Source organism: Streptomyces sp. CoH27, from assembly GCF_020181035.1.
Classification (GTDB): Bacteria; Actinomycetota; Actinomycetes; order Streptomycetales; family Streptomycetaceae; genus Streptomyces; species Streptomyces camelliae.
In genome coordinates this window covers 17,963-40,639 of the sequence record NZ_JAIQYY010000022.1, presented here as the reverse complement: position 1 = coordinate 40,639, position 22,677 = coordinate 17,963, and the positions used below count along the sequence as shown (strand labels likewise).

General features: G+C 71.1%; 18 protein-coding genes. 1 reads left to right on the top strand and 17 read right to left on the bottom strand.

Features of this window, described 5'->3' with window-relative positions:
- Positions 1 to 58 precede the first annotated feature (58 nt).
- On the bottom strand, positions 59 to 487 hold the full coding sequence (locus LE548_RS32620; RefSeq protein WP_374116200.1) for an RICIN domain-containing protein: 429 nt from the start codon (positions 485 to 487) through the stop codon (positions 59 to 61).
- An 18-nt stretch (positions 488 to 505) separates the two neighbouring features.
- On the bottom strand, positions 506 to 2,116 hold the full coding sequence (locus LE548_RS32615) for an arabinofuranosidase catalytic domain-containing protein (protein ID WP_225100616.1): 1,611 nt from the start codon (positions 2,114 to 2,116) through the stop codon (positions 506 to 508).
- A 1,352-nt stretch (positions 2,117 to 3,468) separates the two neighbouring features.
- Between LE548_RS32615 and LE548_RS32605 the strand changes: the two genes are divergently transcribed.
- Positions 3,469 to 4,155, top strand: coding sequence for a phosphatase PAP2 family protein (locus LE548_RS32605; protein WP_225100615.1), 687 nt, complete (start codon positions 3,469 to 3,471; stop codon positions 4,153 to 4,155).
- A gap of 7 nt (positions 4,156 to 4,162) precedes the next feature.
- On the opposite strand, the gene LE548_RS32600 is transcribed toward LE548_RS32605, so the two are convergent.
- Genes LE548_RS32600 through LE548_RS32530 form a run of 15 tightly spaced genes read right to left on the bottom strand, consistent with a single transcriptional unit; the run spans position 4,163 to position 22,673 of the window.
- Positions 4,163 to 5,506, bottom strand: coding sequence for a glutamate-1-semialdehyde 2,1-aminomutase (locus tag LE548_RS32600; protein WP_225100614.1), 1,344 nt, complete (start codon positions 5,504 to 5,506; stop codon positions 4,163 to 4,165).
- A gap of 7 nt (positions 5,507 to 5,513) precedes the next feature.
- Positions 5,514 to 6,065, bottom strand: a complete 552-nt coding sequence (locus tag LE548_RS32595; RefSeq protein WP_225100613.1) for a dTDP-4-dehydrorhamnose 3,5-epimerase family protein — start codon at positions 6,063 to 6,065, stop codon at positions 5,514 to 5,516.
- On the bottom strand, positions 6,062 to 7,282 hold the full coding sequence (locus LE548_RS32590; protein ID WP_225100612.1) for a polysaccharide pyruvyl transferase family protein: 1,221 nt from the start codon (positions 7,280 to 7,282) through the stop codon (positions 6,062 to 6,064). The genes LE548_RS32595 and LE548_RS32590 overlap by 4 nt, the downstream gene beginning before the upstream one ends.
- Positions 7,279 to 8,226 (bottom strand): glycosyltransferase family 2 protein, encoded by a 948-nt coding sequence (locus tag LE548_RS32585; RefSeq protein ID WP_225100611.1) that lies wholly within the window; start codon positions 8,224 to 8,226, stop codon positions 7,279 to 7,281. Before LE548_RS32585 ends, LE548_RS32590 begins: the two co-directional genes overlap by 4 nt.
- A complete protein-coding gene (locus LE548_RS32580; RefSeq protein ID WP_225100610.1) occupies positions 8,223 to 9,512 on the bottom strand; it encodes a hypothetical protein in 1,290 nt (429 codons plus the stop codon). Before LE548_RS32580 ends, LE548_RS32585 begins: the two co-directional genes overlap by 4 nt.
- Positions 9,513 to 9,517: 5 nt before the next feature.
- Complete coding sequence (locus LE548_RS32575) at positions 9,518 to 10,792, bottom strand: DUF4910 domain-containing protein (protein ID WP_225100710.1); 1,275 nt, start codon at positions 10,790 to 10,792, stop codon at positions 9,518 to 9,520.
- A 20-nt stretch (positions 10,793 to 10,812) separates the two neighbouring features.
- Entirely contained in the window at positions 10,813 to 11,838 is a 1,026-nt protein-coding gene (locus LE548_RS32570) for an NAD(P)-dependent oxidoreductase (protein ID WP_225100609.1), read from the bottom strand.
- Between the two features lie 3 nt (positions 11,839 to 11,841).
- Positions 11,842 to 12,489: a PIG-L deacetylase family protein gene (locus tag LE548_RS32565; RefSeq protein WP_225100608.1), complete on the bottom strand. Its 648-nt coding sequence runs from the start codon at positions 12,487 to 12,489 to the stop codon at positions 11,842 to 11,844.
- Entirely contained in the window at positions 12,486 to 13,280 is a 795-nt protein-coding gene (locus LE548_RS32560; protein ID WP_225100607.1) for a glucose-1-phosphate cytidylyltransferase, read from the bottom strand. Before LE548_RS32560 ends, LE548_RS32565 begins: the two co-directional genes overlap by 4 nt.
- A gap of 11 nt (positions 13,281 to 13,291) precedes the next feature.
- On the bottom strand, positions 13,292 to 14,527 hold the full coding sequence (locus tag LE548_RS32555; RefSeq protein ID WP_225100606.1) for a class I SAM-dependent methyltransferase: 1,236 nt from the start codon (positions 14,525 to 14,527) through the stop codon (positions 13,292 to 13,294).
- Complete coding sequence (locus tag LE548_RS32550; RefSeq protein WP_225100605.1) at positions 14,524 to 15,732, bottom strand: glycosyltransferase; 1,209 nt, start codon at positions 15,730 to 15,732, stop codon at positions 14,524 to 14,526. The genes LE548_RS32555 and LE548_RS32550 overlap by 4 nt, the downstream gene beginning before the upstream one ends.
- Positions 15,733 to 15,734: 2 nt before the next feature.
- Positions 15,735 to 16,991: an O-antigen ligase domain-containing protein gene (locus LE548_RS32545; protein WP_225100604.1), complete on the bottom strand. Its 1,257-nt coding sequence runs from the start codon at positions 16,989 to 16,991 to the stop codon at positions 15,735 to 15,737.
- A 1-nt stretch (position 16,992) separates the two neighbouring features.
- Positions 16,993 to 18,528 carry a right-handed parallel beta-helix repeat-containing protein gene (locus LE548_RS32540; RefSeq protein WP_225100603.1) on the bottom strand — a complete coding sequence of 512 codons (1,536 nt, stop codon included), beginning with the start codon at positions 18,526 to 18,528 and terminating at the stop codon, positions 16,993 to 16,995.
- A gap of 9 nt (positions 18,529 to 18,537) precedes the next feature.
- Positions 18,538 to 20,496, bottom strand: coding sequence for an alginate lyase family protein (locus LE548_RS32535; RefSeq protein WP_225100602.1), 1,959 nt, complete (start codon positions 20,494 to 20,496; stop codon positions 18,538 to 18,540).
- Positions 20,493 to 22,673, bottom strand: a complete 2,181-nt coding sequence (locus LE548_RS32530) for a bi-domain-containing oxidoreductase (protein WP_225100601.1) — start codon at positions 22,671 to 22,673, stop codon at positions 20,493 to 20,495. The genes LE548_RS32535 and LE548_RS32530 overlap by 4 nt, the downstream gene beginning before the upstream one ends.
- Between the last annotated feature and the right edge of the window lie 4 nt (positions 22,674 to 22,677).

The window sequence follows — 22,677 nt, the reverse complement described above, 5'->3', positions numbered from 1 at the left end:
TCAGCGTTCCTCACTGGTGCGGGACAGTGGGTGGGGGGTGAACGAGCACGCGAGCCGGTCAGCGGAGGGGGGTGAAGTCCTGGTTGTTGCCGCCCGTGTTCTTGCAGGGCCGCTGGTCGAGCTGCCGGCCGAGGTCGCTGCCGCCGCCGTAGACGTCAAGGCACAGGTCGCTGTTCTTGTTCTGGAAGGAGCACGAGCCGTCGGACTGGCGTACCGGCAGCCACAGGCTGCTGGCCGTTCCGTCCGGGGCCTGCTGCACGATGTCGGGCGTACCGGCGGCCGTGGAGCCGCCCGACACCGCCACGACGTGTCCGGAGTTCTGCGCCCGCAGGTGCCCATAGCCGCCCGAGACCGGGACACCTGCCTGATGGATCACCTGCTGCGCGCCCTGCGGCCAGTTGGTGCCGCTGACCGGGACGTTGCCGGTGAGGACATCGTTGTGCGGAGGACCGGTGGCCACGTACGTGTTGCCGCCGTTGCCGGCCACGAACCGGTGCCGTCCAGGTCAGTTGAGGCTCCATTGCTGGTTGGATCCGCCGGTACACGGCCACAGCTCGGCGAGGGCGCCGTCGGCCGTGGAGGCGCCGGTGACGTCGAGGCAGAGTCCGGACTGGATTCCGGTGACGGTGCCGTCGGAGTTCAGCTGCCATTGCTGGTTGGCGCCGCCGTTGCACGGCCAGGTCTCCACCTTGGTGCCGGCGGCGGTCTGGTTGTCGTACGCGTCCAGGCACATTTGGCTGCTGCCGCTGTAGACGGTCAGCTGGCCCGAGGACGTGCGGGTCCAGGTCTGGTTGGTGCCGCCGTTGCAGTCCCAGATCTGCAGCTGTGTGCCGGCCGTGGTGGACGAGTTGGGCACGTCCAGGCACTTGCCCGCGCCCACCGCGTGCAGCGCGCCGGTGCTTGTCCCGCCTCCAGAAGACGAATTGCTGTATCCGGCCGCGGTGATGTTGGCCTGAACGGCGTTCTCGGTCGCGTCCGACGGGTAGCCTGAGGTCATCACCCCTTCGTAGAAGGTGCCTTGGGCGCCCTTGCTGTTGTCGCCGCCGGTGCCCAGGATGATGGCCCCCTGCTTGCGCATCGGGTTGTAGCCCGAGACGTTGGGACGGGGCCCGTCGTAGAAGGTGGACAGCCCGCCGGACTGCGCGTTGCCGCCACGGATCGCCCAGTGGTTCGCCCCGCCCTTGATGATGGCGGTCGTGTACCGGTAGTTGATGGTCGGATCGCCCGCGTTGTAGTGCTGGTTGACTCCGGAGAACAGCCCGTTCTCCAGGTCGGCCATGATCCACGGGCCGTTGCCCGAACCGTAGCCCCAGACCCTGATGTTGCCGAAGTAGATGGCCTCCATGGTGCCGTTGCCGTCGTCGTTGCTGTTCGTCTCGGCGTTGCCGTAGTCGAAGCAGCAGCCGCCGTTGTAGTGCGTGCCGTCGAAGATCGCGTACATGCCCTCGGGGCTGTCCCCGGTGGCGATGCCGTTGGTGTGGTTGTTCCGGTAACCGGTGCCGGGCGCCACGAAGACGCCGTAGGCCTTGTGGCCGCCCACCATGGTGGGCGCGGCGGTCGCGTTCGCGAGGTTGTCGGGCCCGCCCGCGGCGCCGCCCGCGGGCGCCTGGGTGAGGTTGTTGCCGCGGCCGGACTGGTCGTAGACGATCGTGATCAGGCACGTCGTCCCCGAGCAGAACGAGTCCTGGGCGGCGGCGTCGGCGTACCCGCCCGCGCCCAGGACGCCGATGTCCCGGGTGGTGTTGTCCGAGCCGCGCCGGACCTGGTAAAGCGGCCCGTCGTACGAGGCGTACAGCGCTCGCGTCGTGCTGTGCGCGGCCACACAGGGCGTACCGCCCGCCGCGTAGATGTCGCACGGCCCTGAGGTGGCGGCCCGAGCGGTGCCCGCCGTGGCCGTGGCGCCGACCAGGGCTCCGGCGACGAGCACGGCCGCGGCTCCCACTCGGGCGACCGTGGTCCGCCGAGAGTGCCGAGAGCGGGGTGAGCTTGCCGGCGGAGGGACGTGTGCCTGATCCGGCGCGTTTTCCGGCCTGCCGCGGCGTCGTACCGCCGCGAGTAACAACCGGACGCCACCGCGGCCCGACAGCAGCTGGTGTCTTGCACGTGCGGTGCCCATCTGATCTCCCCACCGTGCCGACGCAACCCGGTCGGGTTTGGTGTTGGTGGCGTCGGCGCATCCGGAAGCGCTTGAAGGTGTTGTCTTTGCAGCGAGATTGCAGAGAGGTTTCGGGGGGAGACGGTGCTCCCGACTTCGCGGCACTGTCAAGGGTGTTGGAGCGTCTGTCACAAACCTTGTCGCGGAATCGATTCGACGGCTTGATTGCAACGGGTCATGGCCGGCCGACGCGTCCGCGCACGCCCCACAACGTGGATGGCAGGTGCTGGCGGGTCCGCCGGCCGCGCGGGCCGGTAGGGCGCGCGGGTATGCCCGCCGACCGGTCCCGGATCACCTGGATGACCTGCCGTGCTGCTGGTGAACAGGAACGCAGCCGCCAGACCCCGTATGCCGGGCGACCGGCTCCTACTGCACCGGCCGAAGCGGCGGAGCGCCGCCCCGCCGTCGGCACCTGGCTTGGCCTCGCGGCACGCCATTGACCCCGCACTCCTCCGGTCGTAACCTCCTTCGTCGAAGCGCTTGCGTGGAACCGGTTCGCACCACAGCTTGCGCACGACGTGAATCGCGTAACCACGGGACGGTCCCTGGCCCGGCGTCATTCCCCGCAGGCTCACGGCACTCGGACACTCTTCGTCCGCCTGTGCCTTCATGACGCCCAGACGCCTGTGAGCACCGTGAGGGCCAGGGCGCTCGTCCAGCACCGCTTGAGACCGGTCCCTCGGGCGGCTGCGACGCCGTACGCCGGCTCACCGCCGACTCATCACCCTTGCGCCGCACAGCCGCAGTGATCCGGCACCGGCATGAAGGTTCTGCTCCCCTGGCTCAAAACCTTCGTCGACAACGACGCCCACTACACCCAGTGCCTCTACCCGACCCCACCGACATCTCGCTCTACCGCGCACGTGCCCGTGCGTCACTTCGGCCCGCCACGCCGCCCAGCGGTACGGGTGTGCTGCGTGCGGTGCGGGCAAGTATCTCGACGTGCCGGGCAGTTCCACGACGGCGGGTACGCGGACACAGATCCGTGACTGCACGGTCGCAGCGAACCAGACACAACCAGCAGCGGGACCTCAGCGCGAACGACACCGTCACCAGCGCTCGTTTTGGCACTGCTCGTATGTCTATGCGGATTGTTCGTTAGGCTGACAAGTAGAGGCTGGCTGCGGGGCGGTTATGGTCGGACACGACAGGGGGCTCATGTTGGATCGCCTGGCAGGAGCGGACCTGGAAGTCGGCCCAGCCCAGCGGGCAGTTCTTGTGGGGCCCGGCCGCCGCCATGCAGCGGGTTGCGGCGCGGTCGAGTGCAGCAATGAAGTGCGGGCTTTCGCAGGTCGACCGGACGCGGTGGGCGTGTGACCGGCCGGCCGGCGCCTGCGGTGCTGCCCCCGTCCCTGCGCGTGCGGCTCGGGCTGATCGCGGCCCTCGCCGCGCTGATGGTCGTCGTGCTCGGGGTACTGTACGCCGGCCACAGCGAGCCCGGCAGGGTGGACAGGTGGATCATCCAGCCGACGGCGGACAGTGTGCGGCCGCCGTGGCGTTACGTCGCTCTGGCCTTGGACTTCCTGGGGGAGCCCGCCGGCTCGGCGATGCTGATCGTGGCCACCGTGGCGGGGTGCCTGTTGCTTCGACGTCCTCGCGCGGCGTTGCTCGTCGTTGTCGGGGCCGGCGTGACCGTGGGGACGGCGACGCTGCTCAAGCACCTGGTGGGACGCACCATCCACGGCGACGGCAACCTGTCCTACCCGAGCGGGCACACCGCCTTCTTCACCGCGCTCGCCCTCATGGCGGCACTGCTCGCGACGGGCCGGCTCGGCCTCGGCAGGACGGCCGGCACGTCACTCGTGCTCGCCGCGGCTCTGGTGACCGGAGCCGCGATGGGCTGGGCGCAGGTCGCCCTGGGCGCGCACTACCCGACCGACGTCCTCGGCGGCTGGTGCACCGCGCTGGCGGTGATACCGGCGACCGCATGGCTGGTCGACCGCACTGCCGACCGGTGGGTCGATCGGATGGCCGACGCCGGTCGGCGGGAGCGTCGCTGACGTCGCGTCACGCCAAGCGGCGGAACACGGGCTTCACCGGTCGTCCGGCCAGCCAGGGGGTGGGGTCGGCGGCGTCCAGTGCCTTCCGGTACACCGCACATGCCTGGGCCACCACGTCGACGGTGTGGTCGATGTCGGTGTCGCTGAGGGCGCTGCTCACCACGAACGACGGGGCGAGCACCCCGCCCGCGAGGAGCCGGCGCAGGAACAGGGTGCGGTACTGCTGTGACGGCTGCCCATGCTCGTCAAGGGTGGCGAAGACCAGGTTGCTGGCCCGGCCCCGGAGGACGATGTGGTCGCCGACGCCCATTCCGGCCGTGGCCTCGCGGACACCGGCGGCCAGCCTGTCGCCGAGGGCGTGCAGCCGCGCGGTGACGCCCTCCTCGACGTAGGTGGTCTGCACGGCCATCGCGGCTGCCAGGGAGTGCGTTTCCGCACCGTGCGTGGTGGACAGCAGGAACACCCGGTCGCCGGAGTGACGCAGCCCGCCCCGCTCCATCAGTTCGCGGCGCCCGGCCAGCGCGGAGACGGCGAACCCGTTGCCCAGCGCCTTGCCGAACGTGGAGAGGTCGGGGACGACGCCGTACAGGCCCTGGGCGCCCGCCTCGGACCAGCGGAAGCCGGTGATCATCTCATCGAAGATCAGCACGCAGCCGTGCCGGTCGGCCAGCTCGCGCAGGCCGGCGAGATACCCGGGCGGCGGCTCGGTGTGGGAGGCGGGTTCGAGGATCAGGCAGGCGACCTCGTCCTGGTGCCGGGTGAGCAGCTCCTCCGTGGCGGCCAGGTCCCCGTAAGGGAAGGACACGGTGAGCTCGGTGATCGCCGCCGGAATGCCGGCGGACATCGGCGTGGTGCCGATGAACCAGTCGTCGACGGAGAAGAACGGATTGTCGCCACAGACGGCCACCCGTGGGCGCCCGGTGACGGCGCGGGCGAGGCGCACCGCGGCGGTGGTGACGTCGGAGCCGTTCTTCGCGAACTTCACCATCTCGGCGGTCGGCACCGTGGCCAGGAAGCGTTCCGCGGCCTCGACCTCCACGATGGACGGCCGGACGAAGTTGCTGCCGCGGTCGAGTTCCCGCCGCACCGCCTCGATCACGCGTGGGTGGGCGTGGCCGAGGCTGACGGACCGCAGGCCGGAGCCGTACTCGACGTAGCGGTTGCCGTCGACGTCCCACACGTGGGCACCGTGGCCGTGGCTGATGACCGGGGCCAGGTTCTCGGGGTACTGGTCGTCACCCTTCGCGTAGGTGTGCGCGCCCCCGGGGATCATGGCGTGCAGGCGCTCGTTCGCCATCCGCGACCGGGGCAGGAGGAACTCCGCGGTCTCTTCGGTGTCTTCGGTGTCCACGCCGACCTCACGTCTCCTTTCGCTTCAGGACCTCGGCGAGGCTCGGCGCCTCCCGGTCCCGCTGGGACATCGATGTGACCGGCAGCGGCCAGGGAATGGCGAGCTCCGGGTCGTCGAAGGCGATCGTCACGTCCTCGGCAGGATCGTGCGGGCGGTCGATCCGGTACGAGGTGTCAGCGGTTTCGGTCAACGCCTGGAAGCCGTGCACGCACCCCGCCGGGATGTACAGGGTCGCCTGTGTCTCGCCGGACAGTTCGAAGAAGGCCCGGCCCAGGTACGTCGGCGAGTCCGGGCGCAGGTCCACGACGACGTCGAAGACCCTCCCGTACGAGCACCGCACCAGCTTGGCCTCGCCGGCGCCGGAGCGCAGGTGCAGGCCGCGCAGCACGCCCCGGACCGAGCGGGACACGCTGTCCTGGACGAAGGCGTGCGGGTCGAGGCCCACCGAGCGGACCACGTCGGCGTCGAAGGTGCGGCAGAAGAAGCCGCGTTCGTCGGCGTACGGCGTCGGCTCGAACAGGTACGCGCCGGCGATCTCCGGGACTTCGGTCGCTTTCATGGAGCCTCCCGCGGGGCGTGGGCGTGGTCGGTCGCCGGGAACAGGGCCGTGGTCAGGGCAGTGAACTGGTCCTCAAGTTGCCGGGCGGCGGCCAGGTTCCGCTCGGAGAGGGTCTGCCGCAGCTCGGCCGATCGCTTCTCCAGCGCCCGGAACTGCTCAAGCAGCCGGTCGGCGTCCACGTCGCGGGCCGGGTGGCAGTACGCGCCAAGGCCCATCCGGTCCATGAGCGCGTCGCTCTTCGCCGCATAGCAGAGGGCGAGCACCGGCGTACCGGTCTTCAGCGCGCAGATCAGGTTGTGGTAGCGGATCGCCACCACGGTGTCGGCAGCAGCCATCTCCTTCATCAGGTCGGCCAGTGATGCCGGCTCGGCAGCGGTGACCAGCGGCGAGTCCACCGCATCGAGGATCGTGGCGACCACCACCGCATCGCATTCGTCGCCGGTGAGCAGCCGGACCGGCCTGCCCTCCTCGACCAGCGCGCGGACGAACCGGATCGTCCCGTCGAGGTAGCGCCGGTATATCTCGTCGGCCCGGGCGCGGTCGTCGTTGCCGCCGTGGAAGTCCATGACGCCGACGCAGACCAGGCCCGGCGAGCCCGAGGGGGCGCTCGCCGGCGGTGTCGGCAGGGAGAACGCGAGGTCCGGGTAGATCTCGTCGCGCGCGGTGTCCACGCCCATCGCCCGCATCGCGTCCCGGGACTGGGCGTCCCGGTACGACCGGTACGCGGCCAGCCGCGCCGACCAGCGCACCAGGGCCCGGGTCGGCCGGTTGCCGATCGTCGCGGCGCCGACGCTGACCAACGCGACCCGGGTGCCGAACAGCCGGCCGGTCGAGCAGAGCAGGAACAGCGAGTACGGGAAGCCCCACGGCCGCAGCGGCAGCGTGGCCTCCAGGACGCCCATGCCCGGCACGATCACCACGTCGTGCCGGCGCACCCAGGTGGCGGTGCGGAAGACGTCGACGAGTTTGCCCAGACCCTTCGCCGTGATCGCGCCCGCACGTGACGCCGTCCGGTACTCCGCGCGGTTCCAGTGCAGCCGCGTGGCGGGGATCCCGAACCGGGTCGTCACGGCCTCGGGTCCGCCGCACAGGGCATCCACGACCGCCTCCGGGTGCTCGGCGCGCAGGTACCTGAGCACGGCCTCCAGCGAGCCGTCGTTGCCGAGGTTGCCGGAGCCGAGCAGGCCGAACACCCCCACACGTGGTGCCGTCTTCATGCCCGCCGCCCCTCACGGCCCGCGACAAGGGCGTCGACGGAGACGGTGAGCAGGCCCGGGTCGACCGGGTCGCGGTCCTCGACCCGCTCGCCGGCTCCCGGCCGGACCCGGCTGGTCATCCACGCGGCCAGGTGCCGGTAGCACGCCCGCCGGTCGTCCGGGGACAACGGCGCCCGCCGGATCGCCGAGGCGAAGCCCCAGATGTACTCGGCGAGCAGCCGGGGCGTCGGGTGCAGCGGGCCTGCCCGGCGCGGGTCCAGGTTGACGCACCGGGAGCGCTTGGACGGGTTCGCGCGCTCGGCCCGGGCGGGGTGGTCGCGGCGGAAGTACAGCAGCTCCGGCACCTGATGGAAGGGCCCGTGCAGGGTGATCTCGGCGACGAACGTGCGGTCCGCGTGGTGGTAGCTGTCGAGCGGCTTCACCCGGCGCAGCATGTCGGCCCGCATCACCCCGTAGAAGTCGTCGCCGCCCGGCTCGAACAGCAGACTGCGGAAGCGCTCCGGCGCATGCGACGAGTCGGTGGCGAGCGTGTACTCGTAGGGGACCTTCACCTGGCCGTCGCCATCGATGACTGCCTGGTCGGCGTGCGCGAGGATCACGTCGGGCCGCTCGTCCAGCGCCTCGACGCAGCGCCGCAGCAGATCGCGGGCGTAGAGGTCGTCGTGCGAGGCCCACTTGAACAGCTCGCCACGGCACTGGGTGAACACGTAGTTGTGGTTCGGTGTGGCGCCGACGTTCCGGAGCAGCCGGATGTACCGGATGCGGGAGTCCTGCGCGGCGTACTTGCGGCAGATGTCCTCGGTCCCGTCGGTCGAGGCGTTGTCGGAGATGACCAGTTCGAAGTCCTCGTAGGTCTGGCCGAGCAGGGCGTCGAGCGACTCGGCCAGGTATTCCTCGCCGTTGTACACGGGCAGGCCGATGCTCAGCCTGGGTCGGTCGGTCATGAGGTCCTCACTTCGGGGATGGGGTGGTGGTGGCGCTCGCGCAGGGCGGACCGCAGGTGCAGCCACCAGACGGCCGAGCCGCTGACGGTCGCGGTGGCGGCGCCCCAGGCCGAGCCGACCGTGCCGGCCACGACCGCCCCGCCGAGACCTCCGCTGACGTAACAGGCGGAGGCGAACAGCTGGCAGCGCAGGCTGCGCCGGGCCGCGCCGAGTGCGCGCAGTCCGGCCGCCGCGCCGGTGCCGAGGCCCGCGCCCGCGACGCCGAGGGTGATCGGCACGATGAGCTGCGACGCGGAGTGCCAGACGCTGCCGAGCGCCAGCTCGCCGAGCCGGTCCGGCATCAGCAGCAGCGCCCCGCCCCAGAGCAGCGCGGCAGCGGCCTGCCCGCCGCCCAGCCGGAGGCAGAACGGGCCGAGGCGGTGCGGGGTCTGCCGCAGCACCCGTGCCGCCTCCGGGACGGTGACCAGCGACAGGCCCATCAGCACGGCGAGGAACGGGCCCATCAGAAGCTCGGCGCCCCGCACCGCACCCACCGCGCCGACCCCTGCGATCGCGCCGAGCCCGTACGCCCGCAGTTGGCTCGCGCCGCTGAGGCTGACGTTCTCGACCAGGTACCGGTAGCCGAGATCGCGCTGCTCGCGAAGCCAGCCGCGCGCTTCGGTCGTCCGGGGCCGGATGCCGGACTGGATGTAGCCGTAACCTGCTGCCACCGTGGCGGACGCGCCCCAGGCGAGCACGAAAGCGGCCACCGTGCCGACGCGGGCCGCCACGACCATGGCCGGGACGAGCGCGACGCCCCACACGACGTCGTTGACGAAGGCCTTCCGCCCGTTGCCGGCGGCGAAGAACCCGAACCGCCAGGCGTCCTGGAGCAGCAGCCCTGGGAGCATGACGCCGAGGCAGGCGAACGCGGGCCCCAACCGGCCGCCGAGGCCGAGCCCGACCACCAGACACGCCGCACCTATGGCAGTACCGACGCCGAGTGCGGTGCCCGTCGACCGGGCCACCGCCCCGCGCCAGGACGCCTCCGGCACCCCGCTGAAGCGCACCACGAGCGGGTCGGTGGAAAGGCCGCGGGAGACGTTGAGCACCACGCCGTAGGTCACCCACGCGAGGCTGAACACGCCGAACGCGGTCACTCCCAGCGAGCGGGCCACGTAGATGCCCACCGCGAAGTTGGACATGCTGGAGGCCGCCTGGTCGGCCAGCCCCCAGGACAGCCGGCCGACCAGGGCCCGCTTGGCGGATCCGTCCGGTGCAGTCGTCTTCTCCCCCTCGATGGTCATCGGCGTCACGCTTTGATCAGTCCGGCGCCGTGCAGGGCGTCGGCCGCGGCGGCGACGGTGTCGAACGGCAGCCCGGACCGATCGGCGACGTCCAGCAGACTGTGCTCGCCGTCGGAGAGATTGAGCACCCACAGCATGGCCATCTGGGCCTGCTTGGTGTCGCTGCGGCCACCGAGCGCCTCGTACAACCCTCGTCGACCCAACTGCGGTTCGCCGTAAGGGCTGAGGTTGAGGTACCTCCGATTGCGGTCGAGCACCGCGAACGCCTCGCGGCAGACGGCCAGCGTGTCCGCCATCGCCTCCGGGGAGACGAAGTCCAGGTTGTCGGCCGAGGTGTGGTACTCGGGGTAGCCGGCGTACGGGGTCCGGGTGAGCGAGCCCACGCCGAGATCGAACCCGGGCGAGCAGAACTGCCGCTCGTCGTAGCCGTACGGAGTGAACTCGGCGACCTGGTGCGGGCGTTCGGAGGCGGACAGCACGTGTCGCATCACCCGGTCGATCTCCGCGTCGCCGCGTCTGCTCTGCTTGTACGTCAACCGGCCCGGGTCCCCGGCGCAGGCCAGCACGAGGCCGTGCTTGACCCGGTCCACCCGCTCCGCGTTGCGGGCCAGCCAGGTGATCGCCCCGATGGTGCCGGGCGCGAACAGGAACCGGTAGGTGTAGTACGGCGTCTGCTGTGCCAGCGCCCGGGCCAGGAACGTCGCCACCGCGATGCCCGCCAGATTGTCGTTGGCCAGCGACGGATGGCAGACATGGCAGGAGACGATCACCTCGTCGGGGACCTGCCCGGGAACCTCGTGCTCGGCGTAAGTGAGGTGGCCGTCCGCGAGTGTGGAGTCGATGCACACCTCGTAGTCGCCGTCCGGCATCGCGTCCAGGGTCTCCTGGGCCAGGCAGAACCCCCATGCCGGCTTGTAGTAACTGGTGCGGTACGGAACCCAGTTCGGGTGCTCCGGCAGGGTGTGCAGGTGTCCGCGCAGCTCGGCCAGCGGCATGGTCGCCGACACCGGCACGCTGTAGCCGAGCACGTGCAGGCTGGACGCGGCGAAGTCGACGACCCGGTGGCCGGCGGTGTCGGCGATGTACGCGTCCCGGATGTTCCACTCCTGCGGCACCGTCCAGTCGAGCACCTGTGTCCCGGTCGGCACCTCGTACACCTGCAGCGGGATGTACTCGCCGACGATGTCCAGGGTGGCGCGCACACCGTCTCCGGTGATGCTGCGGCACAGCGGGTACAGCCGCTCCACCAGCGCGTACATCTCGTCGCCGGCCGAGATCATCGGCTGTTCGCCGGCCGCGGTCATCCGCGCCGCCGCAGGGTGTCGTCGACGGTGCCGGCGTCGGACGCCGCGCGCAGCACGGCGAGGCGGGTGAAGCGTCGGTCGAAGTCCTCCCGGGTCAGCCCGTGTTCCCGGTAGGCGTCGGCGAGTTCGAGGGCGCCCTGCTTCACCGTCCACTCGCAGTCGAAACCGGGCACCGCGGCGCGGAACCGGGAGAAGTCCACCCGGTACGAGCGCGGGTCGGCACCGGTCTCCCCGGTGATCACCACCTTCGCCCCGGACACCGCCTCGGCGACCTGCTCGGCGATCTCGGCGACCTTGACGTTGTTGGTCTCGCTGCCGATGTTGAACGCCCGGTCGTGCACCGCTTCCCGCGGCGCGACCAGCGCGGCCGTGAAGGCGCGCGCGATGTCGGCGGCGTGCACCAGCGGGCGCCATGGGGTGCCGTCGGAGAGCACCAGGACCTCGCCGGACAGGAGGGCGTGGCCCACCAGGTTGTTCAGCACGATGTCGGCGCGCAGCCGTGGCGAGTAGCCGAAGGCGGTGGCGTTGCGCATGAACACCGGGGTGAAGTCGTCGTCGGCCAGCGCGTGCAGGTCGTCCTCCACCCGCACCTTGGACTCCGCGTACGGCGTCACCGGGCGCAGCGGGGCGTCCTCGGTCACCAGGTCGTCACCGCCGGCGGCGCCGTAGACCGAGCAGGTCGACGCGTACAGGAAGCGCCGCACTCCGGCGTCACGGGCCAGCCGGGCGAGCCGCACGGACGCGTGGTGGTTGATGTCGTAGGTGAGCTCCGGCGCCAGCGAGCCCAGCGGGTCGTTGGACAGGGCGGCCAGGTGGATCACGGCGTCCACCCCGGCCACGTGTTCGGACGTGACGTCGCGCAGGTCCACCCGGTGCCCCGGCGGGTCCGCGGGTGTCGGGCCGAGGACGCAGTCGGCGAACAGGCCGGCGTCGAGACCGACGACCTCGTGCCCGGCGGCCGTGAGTACCGGGGCCATGACGGTGCCCAGGTAGCCCTGGTGTCCGGTCAGTAGTACGCGCAAGGTTCAATCCCCCAGGTCGAGCGTGAGTTTGGTGACGGCGAACGCCTCGGCGTAGCGCTCGTGGCATTCGATGCCGCGGATCCGGGCAAGGCCGAGGAAGGCCTCGCGGTCGTACCAGGGCCGGTGTCGCTGCGAGGGGTAGTGCTCCTGCAGCAGCCGTACCTTCTGTTCGGCGATCTCCGGTGACAGCGGCTGGTACGCCGACGGACGGCCCAGGTCGCCGTCCCACTTGACGATCTCGTAGCCGAGGACCATGTGGTCGCGGAATGCGGTGGGTATCAGTTTCGCCAGGCCGCGATGATCCTGGTGAGCGTCATCGGTGCGCGGGGCCAGTACGAGCTCCGGCTCGGTCTGCGCGCGCAGCTCCTCGACCGCGGCCTTGGCCTCCTCCCAGTGCGCGGGCAGCCGGCCGTCCGGCAGCTTGTGCACGGTCAGCCGCAGGTCGGCGCCCGGGCAGAAGGCGGCGAGCGCGGCCTGTTCCTCCTGCTCGCGCTCGCTGCCGCCGCCGGAGAGCACCAGCGCGTCGACGCGGATACCCGGCCGCGCGCGGCACAGCGTCAGCAGTGTGCCGCCGGCGCCGATGGCGATGTCGTCGCAGTGCGCGGCCACCGCGACGATCCGGTGCAGACGCCCGGCCCCGAGCCGGATCACGCGCTCACCGCCGCGCTGTCCTGTTCCCACACAGCCCACGGGCGGTCGCCCCGGGCGTAGGCCTCGTCGAGCGCGGCCCGCTCCTTCACGGTGTCGGTCGGCTTCCAGAAGCCGCGGTGCTGGTGCGCCACCAGCCGCCCGCGCTTGGCCAGTTGGGCGCATCCGTCAGCGACCAGGTCCCCGTTCTCCGGGATGTGGTCGAAGACCTCCTGGCGGAGCACGAAGTAGCCGCCGTTCTCCCACAGCGGCAGTTCGCTCACCGCGGTGATGCCCCCCACCAGGCCGTCCTCGCCCAGGTCCACGCAGTGGAACGAGGACTGCGGCGGCACCACCATCATCGACGCTCCGGCGTCGCGCCGGGCGAAGTTCTCGATCATCTCCGGCAGGGGGGCGTCGGTGAGCACGTCGGCGTAGTTGGCGAGGAACATCTCGTCGCCGTCCAGGTGGTGCCGCACCCGGCGCAGCCGCTCGCCGATCGGTGACTCGATGCCGGTCTGCGCGAACGTGATCGTCCAGTCCGCGATGTCGGTGGACAGCAGCTGGGTCTGCCCTTTGCGCAGTACGAAGTCGTTGGACGTCGTCTCCTCGTAGTTGAGGAAGAAGTCCTTGATGTGGTGAGCACCGTAGCCGAGGCACAGGATGAACTCCGTGTGCCCGAAGTGCGCGTAGTAGCGCATGACATGCCAGATCAGCGGTCTCGGGCCGACCATCGCCATCGGCTTGGGTACGTCGTCGGAGGCGCCGTTGCGCATCCGCATCCCGTAACCGCCGCAGAACAGTACGACCTTCATCTTGTGCCCTTTCAAGACGCGACCTCGACAACGCTCAGTTCCGGGATGGGAAAGACCAGCCGGCCGCCCCAGTCGTGCACGAAGGACAGCTGCTCGACCAGCTCGGCCCGCAGGTTCCACGGGAGGACGAGGACGTAGTCCGGTTTGTCAGCGGCTATCTGCTCGGGCGGCAGGATCGGTATGCGGGTGCCCGGGGTGAACCTGCCGTGCTTGTAGGGGTTGCGGTCGACCGTGTACGGGAGCAGGTCGGGCCGGATGCCGCAGTGGTTGAGCAGGGTGTTGCCCTTGCCCGGGGCGCCGTAGCCGACGACCGTCTCGCCGCGCTCGGCCGCCTCGATGAGGAACCGCAGCAGGTCCCGGCGCACCTTGGCCACCCGGGCGGAGAATTCGGTGTACCCGGACAGCTCCTGCAGCCCGGCGGCCTTCTCCCGGGCGAGCACGTCGGCCACCCGCTGTGTCGGCTCGCCGGCCGCCTCGGCCGGCCGGGCCCACAGCCGGATGGAGCCGCCGTGGGTGGGCAGCAACTCGACGTCCACGAGCGTGAGTCCGCCGCTCGCCAGGGCTCGGATCGCGGAGGCGACCGTGTAGTACTGGAAGTGCTCGTGGTAGATCGTGTCGTACTGGTTCTCCTCGATCAGAGTCAGCAGGTGCTGCACCTCGATGGAGACCCAGCCGTCGTCGGCGACGAGGGCGCGCAACCCCCGGGTGAACCCGACGACGTCGGGGATGTGCGCGTACACGTTGTTCGCCACGACCAGGTCGGCCGGGCCGTGCTCTTCGCGGACGGCCGTACCGGTGTCCGGGGACAGGAACTCCGTGAGCGTGGGCACACCCGCCTCCCGCGCCGCCGCGCCGACGTTCACCGACGGCTCGATGCCGAGGCAGCGGATCCCTCGCTCCACCACGTGCCTCAGCAGATACCCGTCGTTGCTCGCGACCTCGACCACAAAGGCGTCCGGGCCGAGACCCACCCGCTGTACGGCGTCGGCGACGAACGTGCGCGCGTGCTCCACCCAGGAGGTCGAGTACGAGGAGAAGTACGCGTACTCCTTGAACGTCTCCTCGGGCGTGATCAGCGGCGGGATCTGCGCCAGCCAGCAGTCGGTGCAGACCCGCAGGTGCAGCGGGTAGGTCGGTTCCGGCTCGTCCAGTCGGTCCGCGGCGAGAAAGCTCTCGCACGGTGGTGTCGCCCCGAGATCGACGACGCTCGCCAGCGTCGCCGAGCCACAGAGTCGGCATCGTGTCACTTACTGCCCCCCATTGATTCCGTCCGCCCCGCGATCGCGGTGCGGTACTCCTCCACCAGGCGCTCAAGGCCGACCGCCGGGCTGAATCCCTGCTCGTAACGGCGCCGGGCCGCCTGGCCCATCGCCCGGCCCAGGCCCGGCTCGGCCGCGATCCGGCGTATGCAGGACGCGAGCGAGGCGGGCTCGCCCGGCCGGTGCAGCAGCCCGGTCACCCCGTCCTCGACGAGTTCGACGAAGGCGCCGTGACCGGCGGCGACGGCCGGGACCCCCGCCGCCATCGCCTCCACGACCACCAGCCCGAACGCCTCCAGCCATGTCGAGGGAGCCACCACGGCGACCGATCGCGCGAGGGCCTTCCGGCACTGCGCCGTGTCGTACAGGCCGACGTAGCGCACGTCGTCCCGGCCCGCCGCCCAGGCGGTCACCTCCGGCTCCAGCGGCCCCGCGCCGGCGATCACGAGCGGCACGCCCACACCGCCGTCCGCGGCGATCTCGTCCCACGCGGCCATGAGCAGCCGTACGCCCTTGGCCTCCGCGAGCCGGCCGAGATAGAGCAGATGCTCGCCGGCGCCGACTCGGCACGTGCCCGGGTCGGGCACGAAGTTGTGCTTCACCGCCAGCCGCTCGGCCGGCATGCCTGACCGCACCAGCACGTCGCGCTGCGCCGCGGAAATGCAGAAGAACCGTTCCACGCCGGACCACCAGCGCCGCCGGTTGACCGACAGGCTGACCGCGAGCGGCACCGTCGCAAGCCGGGAACTGCGGTAGCAGCCGTGCCGGACGGCGGGCAGTGGTACGGAGCCGACGCACTCGGCGCACGGCCGGCCGTCCCGCTGCAGAGTGCCGGGCGGGCAGACCTGGGTGTAGTTGTGCAGCGTGGCGACGGCGGGCACGCCGGCGTCGGCGCAGGCGGCCAGCACGGCGGGCGACAGAAGCGGGAAGACGTTGTGGACGTGCACCACGTCCGGCCGCTCGGTGCGAAGCCGGGCGGCGAGTTCCGCGCGGACCGCCGGGTTCCACGGCACCAGCAGCGGCACCGCGGCCTTGGCGAGGAGGGACCGGGCGGCGATGTCGTCGCTTCGCCGCTCGAACACCTCGACCCGGTGACCGGCCGCGCGCAGCAGCTCCACCTCCTGGTCGACGACCTTGTTCTCCCCGCTCGGCTGGGCCGAGGCGTAGCGGTTGTGCACCACGAGGACATGCATGCTCAGGTCACCTCCGGTCTTCGGGCCCGTCGCAGGACGCGTTGTCGAGGGACTTCGCGCGTCGAAATCCGAGGGACTTCGGGCGTCGAGAGGTCAGCGGCCGCGGCAGGTGCCGCCAGCAGCGAGGCGGCCAGGGCCAGATGGAGCAGATACGGTGAGGCGTCGCCAAGGCCGGCCTCGGTGTACGAGGCGATCGCGCAGTAGCTGATCAGGAAGATCGCGCAGGCCCTCTGCAGCGACGGTGGCCGCAGCAACGCGACGCCGCCCAGCACGATGATGACCGCCGCAACGAGGGTGACGCCGATCAGACCCTGCTCGTTGTAGACGGCCAGCCAGCTGTTGTCGATCGGCAGCCCGCCGAACGACTTGTCGCCCAGGCCCACACCGAACACCTTCTCCGAGGTCGACCGGGGCGCGGCCAGCAGGGCGTCCCACACCTTGGCCCGGCCGGTGAGGCTGGAGAAGTTCTCCTGGCTCTGTCCGCGCAGGAACCACGACTGGAGCGCGGAGGCGAACCCCACCGCGGCCACCGCGGCGCACACCACCGTCCAGGTGAAGAACCGCCGGGCGGCTTTGCTGGTCAAGAGGAGCGAGCCGATCGCCAACGCCAGCCCGATGAACAGGCCGAGCGTGGCCGTCCGGGTATGGGTCAGCGCGAGCAGGACGAGGGACGCCACGATGATGACCGCCGCGCTCTTCTTGTCGGTCCGGCGGCCCAGCAGGAACAGCACGGTAAGCCCGATGATCACCGCTGCGTACTGCCCGATCTGCGGCGGGGTGAGCGGCCACAGCGCGCCGACAAGGCGTCCGCCGTAGAGGTCGGGCAGGGCCGCGCCCGGCGAGATGAGCAGGCCGGCGGCCACCGATCCGAGCACCGCGAAGTACATCCGGATGTGGTGCCGTACGAACGTCAGGCTGCCGTCCCACCAGCGGGTGAGCAGCCACAGTGTGCCCACGAAGAGAGCCAGCCGGAAGCAGCGGAACAGCGCGCCGAAACCGGACTCCAGGTGCGCACTGGAGATCACGCTCGACACCAGCAGCAGGGTGAGCAGGAGCACGTAGGCACTGGCTCGGATGCGCAGCCGGAGATTGACCGCGAGCGCCAGGGCGAACGCGGAGACCAGGGCACCCATGGTGACCATCTGGATGAGGGAGCGGGGCAGCGGAATGATGGTCTTCGCCCCGGCGGAGCCGAGCGTGTTGAGGACCAGCAGTCCCCAGACTGTCCCGGCGATCTTCGGCGTGTGGTCCCCGCCCATGTCAACCACCGGCCCGTGGGTCGAGGGTGCTGCCCGCGTCCTGCCGGTAATCCGTGCCCTGCCACTGCTCGAAGTCGAGCACCCGGCTCGGGTCGTAGGCGACGAACTTCCACGGTCCGAGGTAGACGTTGTCGTGCCAGCGGTTGTCCTGCTTGTGGGTGATCGCCTCAGCCACCTTCTCGCCCTGGTACGGCGACCAGTCCGGATACGTGCCGTAGTTGGCCAGCACCGCCATGCGGTCGCACTTCTCCGTGCACTTGACGACGGACGTGTCGAGCACGAAGCGGTTGCCGTGGATGTCCACCCGCTGGGTCTTCCATCGGCAGTCGGCGTAGAGCGGCGCCCTGGCGATCGCCGGCTCCGCGCAGCGGCCGGTGTTCTTCACCAGCAACGTGCAGTCACCGGACGAGGTGTTGGCCGGGCTGTTGCAGAACCGGTCGGCGTTCTCCCACAGGGTGATCCCGGACCAGTTGTTCTCCAGCACGTTCCCGTAGATCTCGATCTTGTCCGTGCGGGCTCGGATCCGTGGCTCGCCGCCGGACTCGGAAAGGTAGACGGTCGCGTACGGGAAGTTGTCGCCGCTGTCGGCGTACCTGCGGCCCTCGACCCAGTTGTTCCGCCGGATCGTGTTGTTCCGGATGACCGCGTTGTAGCTGGTCTCGTAGATCAGCGCGGCACCGTCGTTGGCCTCCAGCACGTTGTCCTCGATGCGGAAGTCGTTGTTGTTGGTGTCCGCCCACAACCCTGGTCCGCGGTTGTCGTGCACCCAGTTGCCGCGTACGTCGGCGCCGTCGACGGCCCAGAACTTGATGCCTCCGGTGCAGCCGCAGCCCTGCTGGCGCCGCTCCCAGTCGCCGGTGTTGTTGCCGACGATCTCGTTGCCCTCGACGACCAGGCCGCTGATACGGCCGCTGCCCTTGTAGGCGTTCATGCCGTACTGGCCGTTGGCACGCAGGCAGTTGCCGCGGACCTGCTGGCGGGCTCCGGCCATCAGCCCGGCACCCAGGCTGTTCTGGATCGTCGAGTGCTCGATCACCCATCCGTCGGCCGAGTCGTGGTTGACCACGCCCTCGTTCTGCGGCGGGACGAAACCCTGCACGGTCAGATAGCCGATGGTGACGCCCTCGGCAGTGCCGGCGAACGCGTACTGGTTGGTCTTCCGCCCGTCGAGCACCGCGCCGGGCGCGCCGAGGTAGCGGTCCCCCTTCTTGGGGATCACCTGCGCGTAGCGGTCGGGGTCGAGCCGGTGCTTGCCCGGTCGCAGCCAGAACGTGGTGTTCGGCGGGTTGTTCTTGGTCTTCGCCGCCAGGTCACCGACCTTGGCGGGGTCGACCGTCACCGCGCCCGCCGGCGCCTTCGCCGGTCCGGCCGCGGGCTTGGCGCACACCCGGGCCACGGATCGGGCCGCGGCCGTGGACGTGGACGGTGCAGCGGTCGGCCCCGCTGCCGGGGCGTCCGACGTGCCGTCACAGCCGGTCGCCGCCAGCAGGGCCAGCGATGCCGCCGCCAACGCCCAGTGCCGCCTCTTGATCCCCACGCGCCCCCCCTAGCCGCGGAACCCGAGCACGGTGGTGAAGCTCTCCGTGCCGTCGGCGAAGCCGGTGCCGACCAGCGTTGTGGTGGGTTCCTTGCGCCCGAATCCCGCGGAGTACCAGCCCAGCGGCGGTTCGGTCTCGCCGCGATGCGCCCGCCAGGACAGCTCCCCGGGCAGGTCGAGCACCGCGGAACGCCCCTCGCCGTCCCGGATCCAGGTGAGCACGGCCCGGTTCCCCACCAGGTCTGCGGCGATCGCCGGGCCGAGGTGGAACGCCAGGTGCACGGCCCGGCGCGGACCGCTCACCTCGTCAACCACCCTCAGCTCCCGGCTCGCGGCGGTCAGCTCCACCCGGCGGCGGTGCACGGAGCGCTGGTAACCGTCGTGCTCGGCGCACCAGCGGGCCACCCCCTCGTCGGATGTGTCCGCGGCCAGGACGCGGCTGTGGGCATGCCGGGTCCACAGGAACGGGCCGCCGGAGACGGACTGGTCGCTGCCGTCCAGCTGCAGGGTGTTGTGGCCGAGGGTCGACCGGAAGTACTGCCGCCACTGGGGCTGCCCGTGATAGCAGAACGTCCCCGGGTCGGCGAGCACGTCGACCCCGTCGTGCCGGACCTCCACGGACAGCGCGTCCGCGTGGGCGTGCGCGGCGATGGACAGGAAGCCGTGCGGGCCGCCGTCGCAGCGGCACCAGATCTCCCCGGGACCGCGCAGGATGGTGAGGCCCGCGTCGGCGAAATGAGGCGGCCGGCTTGCCGGGCGGGTCACGGCCGGTGCGGTGCCCTCTTTCGCGTACGGCCAGATGAGCGCGGCAAGCAGCGGGGTGCGCACATCGGTGCCGGTCACCTCCGGCCACCAGGCGAGTCGGCCGAACACGGCGTCCCCGGTGGCCAGCAGTGAGGCCCAGCGGTTGGTGCCCGCGCCGTCCACGACCAGACCGTGCCCGTCGTCCGCGTCCCCCTGGCGCGGCGGCCGCAGCCGGCTGTCCACGATGGCCGCGAGCGCGTCGGTCATCCGCAGCAGCACCAGCCGGATCGACGCGGGGACCGGCACGCCGGCGGCATCCGCCTCGGCCACCGCGGCCAGGCCGAGCTCCAGCACCAGTCCGTGGTACTCGGTGGCCAGCTCACGGTTGAGGCCGGAGGCGAAGGTGTTGCTTCGCAGATGCCGCTCCAGGGACCGCAGCGCGTCGCCTCGCCAACGCGCCGAGGCGGGGAACCAGCCGAACGCGCAGGCCGCGGCGAACTGCCCGGCGGCCTCGGCGACGGCGTGGTTGTTCGCCGAAGACCCCCGGCTGGGGAAGGCGGCCAGCCAGCGCTGATGGTGCCAGATCTGGTTCAGCGCCATCGGGTTGTCCTCGAACAGGCCGGCCGCGCCGGGCCAGCCGTCGAGCAGCCGGCGGATCCACACCCAGGACAGCAGCCGGATGCCCAGTTCGATGCCGCTGATCCAGTGCACGCCGCGCAGCGGTGGGTTGGCCGCCCACCACGACCGCAGGTGCTCGGCGACTCGCTCGGCGTACCGCTCGTTCCCGGTGATCGCGTAGGCGGCGGCGAGCTGGGTGAGGTACTGATGCCGGGACAGCTCCCAGATCTGCTTGATGTCCCCGACCGCGTCCTCGTTCCGATACGGCACGTCGAAGGCGTAGCCCCACGGAGCCCGGCGCCCGGTCTTCGGGTCGCACCACCAGTCCGGGTCGGCCAGGTCGTCGCGGACCACCCCGAAGTACTCGGTGTGTCCGTGCATCAGCCGGTCCGCCTCGGCGATGAGGCGTTTCGTGGCGTCCGGTGACACTGCGGTGATCGTCCCGGCGGGCAGCACCGCGGTGAACCTGGCGCCGGTCACGCTCGGACCGTCCGGCCGCGCGGACCGCCACCGGCGCCTGCGCACCGCGTCGCCCATCCGGCCCGCGACCTCCTGCGGTCCCATCCGGGACAGTCGCCGCAGGTACCAGCCCGCGCTCATGGTCATCGCGCCCGCTCCAGCGTCACCGGTGCGCCGCCGGCCAGACCGGCCTGCACGGCGAGGGTGGCCGCCGTGGTGGCGACCAGCGACTGAAGCGGCACCGGCATCGGCCCGCCGGTCCGCACGGCCTTGATGAACGCGGCCAGTTCGGCGTTCTGGCCCTTGTCCCGGGCCTTGGGCAGCCGCGAACTGACCCACCGCTTGCGGCCGTAGACCGTGGCGCGGACGAAGTCGTCGAGCCGCAGCACCTTGCCGTCCGCGACCAGGTCCAGCGTCTCCTTGGGGAAGCCGGGCGCGCCGGTGGTGACGTAGCTGATGGTGGCGGTGGACCCGTCCGGGTAGCGCAGCACGACCTGCAGGTCCTCGTTGCCGGACGGGGCGACCGCGTACACCGAGACCGGGTCGGCCTCCAGCAGCCAGCTCGCCGTGTCGATGAAGTGGCCGCCCTCGCCGGCGAACCGCGAGCCCTCGGTGCCCTGTTGGAGGTACCAGCTGCCGTGCTGCAGCCGGCCCGCGTTGACCAGGTAGCGCAGGCTCGCCGGACCGCTCCGGGCGCCGAAGCGCCGACGGGCCTCCTGCAGGAGCGGTGCGAAGCGGCGGTTGAAGCCCACCTGCAGCCGGTCGTTGCCGGACTTCTCCACCGCCGCGAGCACGCCGGCCAGCTCGTCCTCGGTGAGGGCCAGGGGCTTCTCCACGAACACGGTCTTGCCGGCGAGCAGTGCTCTTCGGGTCAGTTCGGCGTGCGAGCTGTGCCGGGTGACCACGAACACCGCGTCGATGGACTTGTCGCCGAGCACGGCGTCGAGGTCGGTGGTCGCCTCAGCGAAGCCGAACTTCCGCTGCGCGTTGGCCGCGGACAGCGCCGTCGTGGTGACGACCGTCGACAACTCGACGCCGTCGCGCTGTGCCAGGTGCGGCAGCAGCATCGACGTCGCGTAGGTTCCCGCGCCGACGAACGCAAGCCGCACCGGCGTCCTGGTGGCGCGGGCCGGACTCGGCTTCACGTTCACCGTGGGCACGGCCACCGCCGGGGCCGCCGCCTCCCCCGTGTCCTCCGCCTGTCCCGGGTACCGGAACAGCACGGCCACGGCCTTCAACTCGCCGTCCTTCAGGCGCTGGTACGTCTCGACCGCGTCATCGAAGTCGCTGACGTGGGAGACCAAGGGCTCCACGTCGACGCTGCCGCGGGCGAGGAGATCGAGGAAACACGCCAGGTTGCGGCGCTCGGTCCAGCGCACGTAGCCGATCGGGTAATCACGTCCCTCCAGCTCGTACTCCGGGTCGTAGCGCCCGGGGCCGTAACTGCGGGAGAACCGGACGTCGAGCTCTTTCTCGTAGTACGCGTTCCACGGCAGGTCCAGGCGGCACTTGCCGATGTCGACGACCCGGCCGCGGTCGCGGCAGAGGCGGGCGGCCAGCTCGACCGGCTGGTTGCTGCCGCCGCCGGCGGCCAGGTACACCTGGTCCACGCCGTGTCCGCCGGTGAGTTCGGCGACGGCGGTTTCCACGGCGGCGGAGGCGGGATCGCCACAGGCCGCGGCGCCCAGGCGCTCGGCGAGCTCACAGCGCGCCGGGTCGGGGTCGGCCCCGACGACGCGGACTCCTGAGGCGGTGAGGAGCTGCACCACCAGCTGCCCGATCAGCCCGAGGCCGATGACCAGGGCCACTTCGCCCAGCCGTGACTCGCCCTGGCGGACGCCCTGCAGCGCGATCGACCCGACGGTGCCGAAGGCCGCGTGCCGCGGCGCGAGGCCGTCGGGCACCGGTGTGTAGAGGTTCTTCGGCACCCAGTTCAGCTCGGCGTGCAGCGCGTGCTCGTTGCCGGCGCAGGCCACGAGGTCGCCGGCCTTCACGTCGTCGATCCCGGCGCCGACCTGCTCGACGACCCCGCACAGCGAGTAGCCCAGCGGCGTGTAGGAGTCCAGCTTGCCCATCACCTTGCGGTAGGTGGCGGGCACCCCGTTGGTGGCCACGCTCTGCATGACCTTGGCCACCTGGTCCGGCCGGGAGCGGGCCTTGCCCAGCATCGACATGCCGGCCTCGGACACCTTCATGAGCTCGGTCCCGGTGGAGATCAGCGAGTAGGCGCTGCGGACCAGCACACCGCCCGGCTTGCACCCCGGCACCGGAACGTCGAGCACTGCCAGCTCGCCGGTCTTGTAGTTCTGTACAACCTGCTTCACCCGA

Excerpts from the sequence above, each read along its gene's own strand:
- LE548_RS32615 (WP_225100616.1), bottom strand. The coding sequence starts at position 2,116 with ATGGGCACCGCACGTGCAAGACACCAGCTGCTGTCGGGCCGCGGTGGC.
- LE548_RS32595 (WP_225100613.1), bottom strand. The coding sequence starts at position 6,065 with ATGAAAGCGACCGAAGTCCCGGAGATCGCCGGCGCGTACCTGTTCGAG.
- LE548_RS32590 (WP_225100612.1), bottom strand. The coding sequence starts at position 7,282 with ATGAAGACGGCACCACGTGTGGGGGTGTTCGGCCTGCTCGGCTCCGGC.
- LE548_RS32585 (WP_225100611.1), bottom strand. The coding sequence starts at position 8,226 with ATGACCGACCGACCCAGGCTGAGCATCGGCCTGCCCGTGTACAACGGC.
- LE548_RS32580 (WP_225100610.1), bottom strand. The coding sequence starts at position 9,512 with ATGACCATCGAGGGGGAGAAGACGACTGCACCGGACGGATCCGCCAAG.
- LE548_RS32575 (WP_225100710.1), bottom strand. The coding sequence starts at position 10,792 with ATGATCTCGGCCGGCGACGAGATGTACGCGCTGGTGGAGCGGCTGTAC.
- LE548_RS32560 (WP_225100607.1), bottom strand. The coding sequence starts at position 13,280 with ATGAAGGTCGTACTGTTCTGCGGCGGTTACGGGATGCGGATGCGCAAC.
- LE548_RS32550 (WP_225100605.1), bottom strand. The coding sequence starts at position 15,732 with ATGCATGTCCTCGTGGTGCACAACCGCTACGCCTCGGCCCAGCCGAGC.
- LE548_RS32545 (WP_225100604.1), bottom strand. The coding sequence starts at position 16,991 with ATGGGCGGGGACCACACGCCGAAGATCGCCGGGACAGTCTGGGGACTG.
- LE548_RS32535 (WP_225100602.1), bottom strand. The coding sequence starts at position 20,496 with ATGACCATGAGCGCGGGCTGGTACCTGCGGCGACTGTCCCGGATGGGA.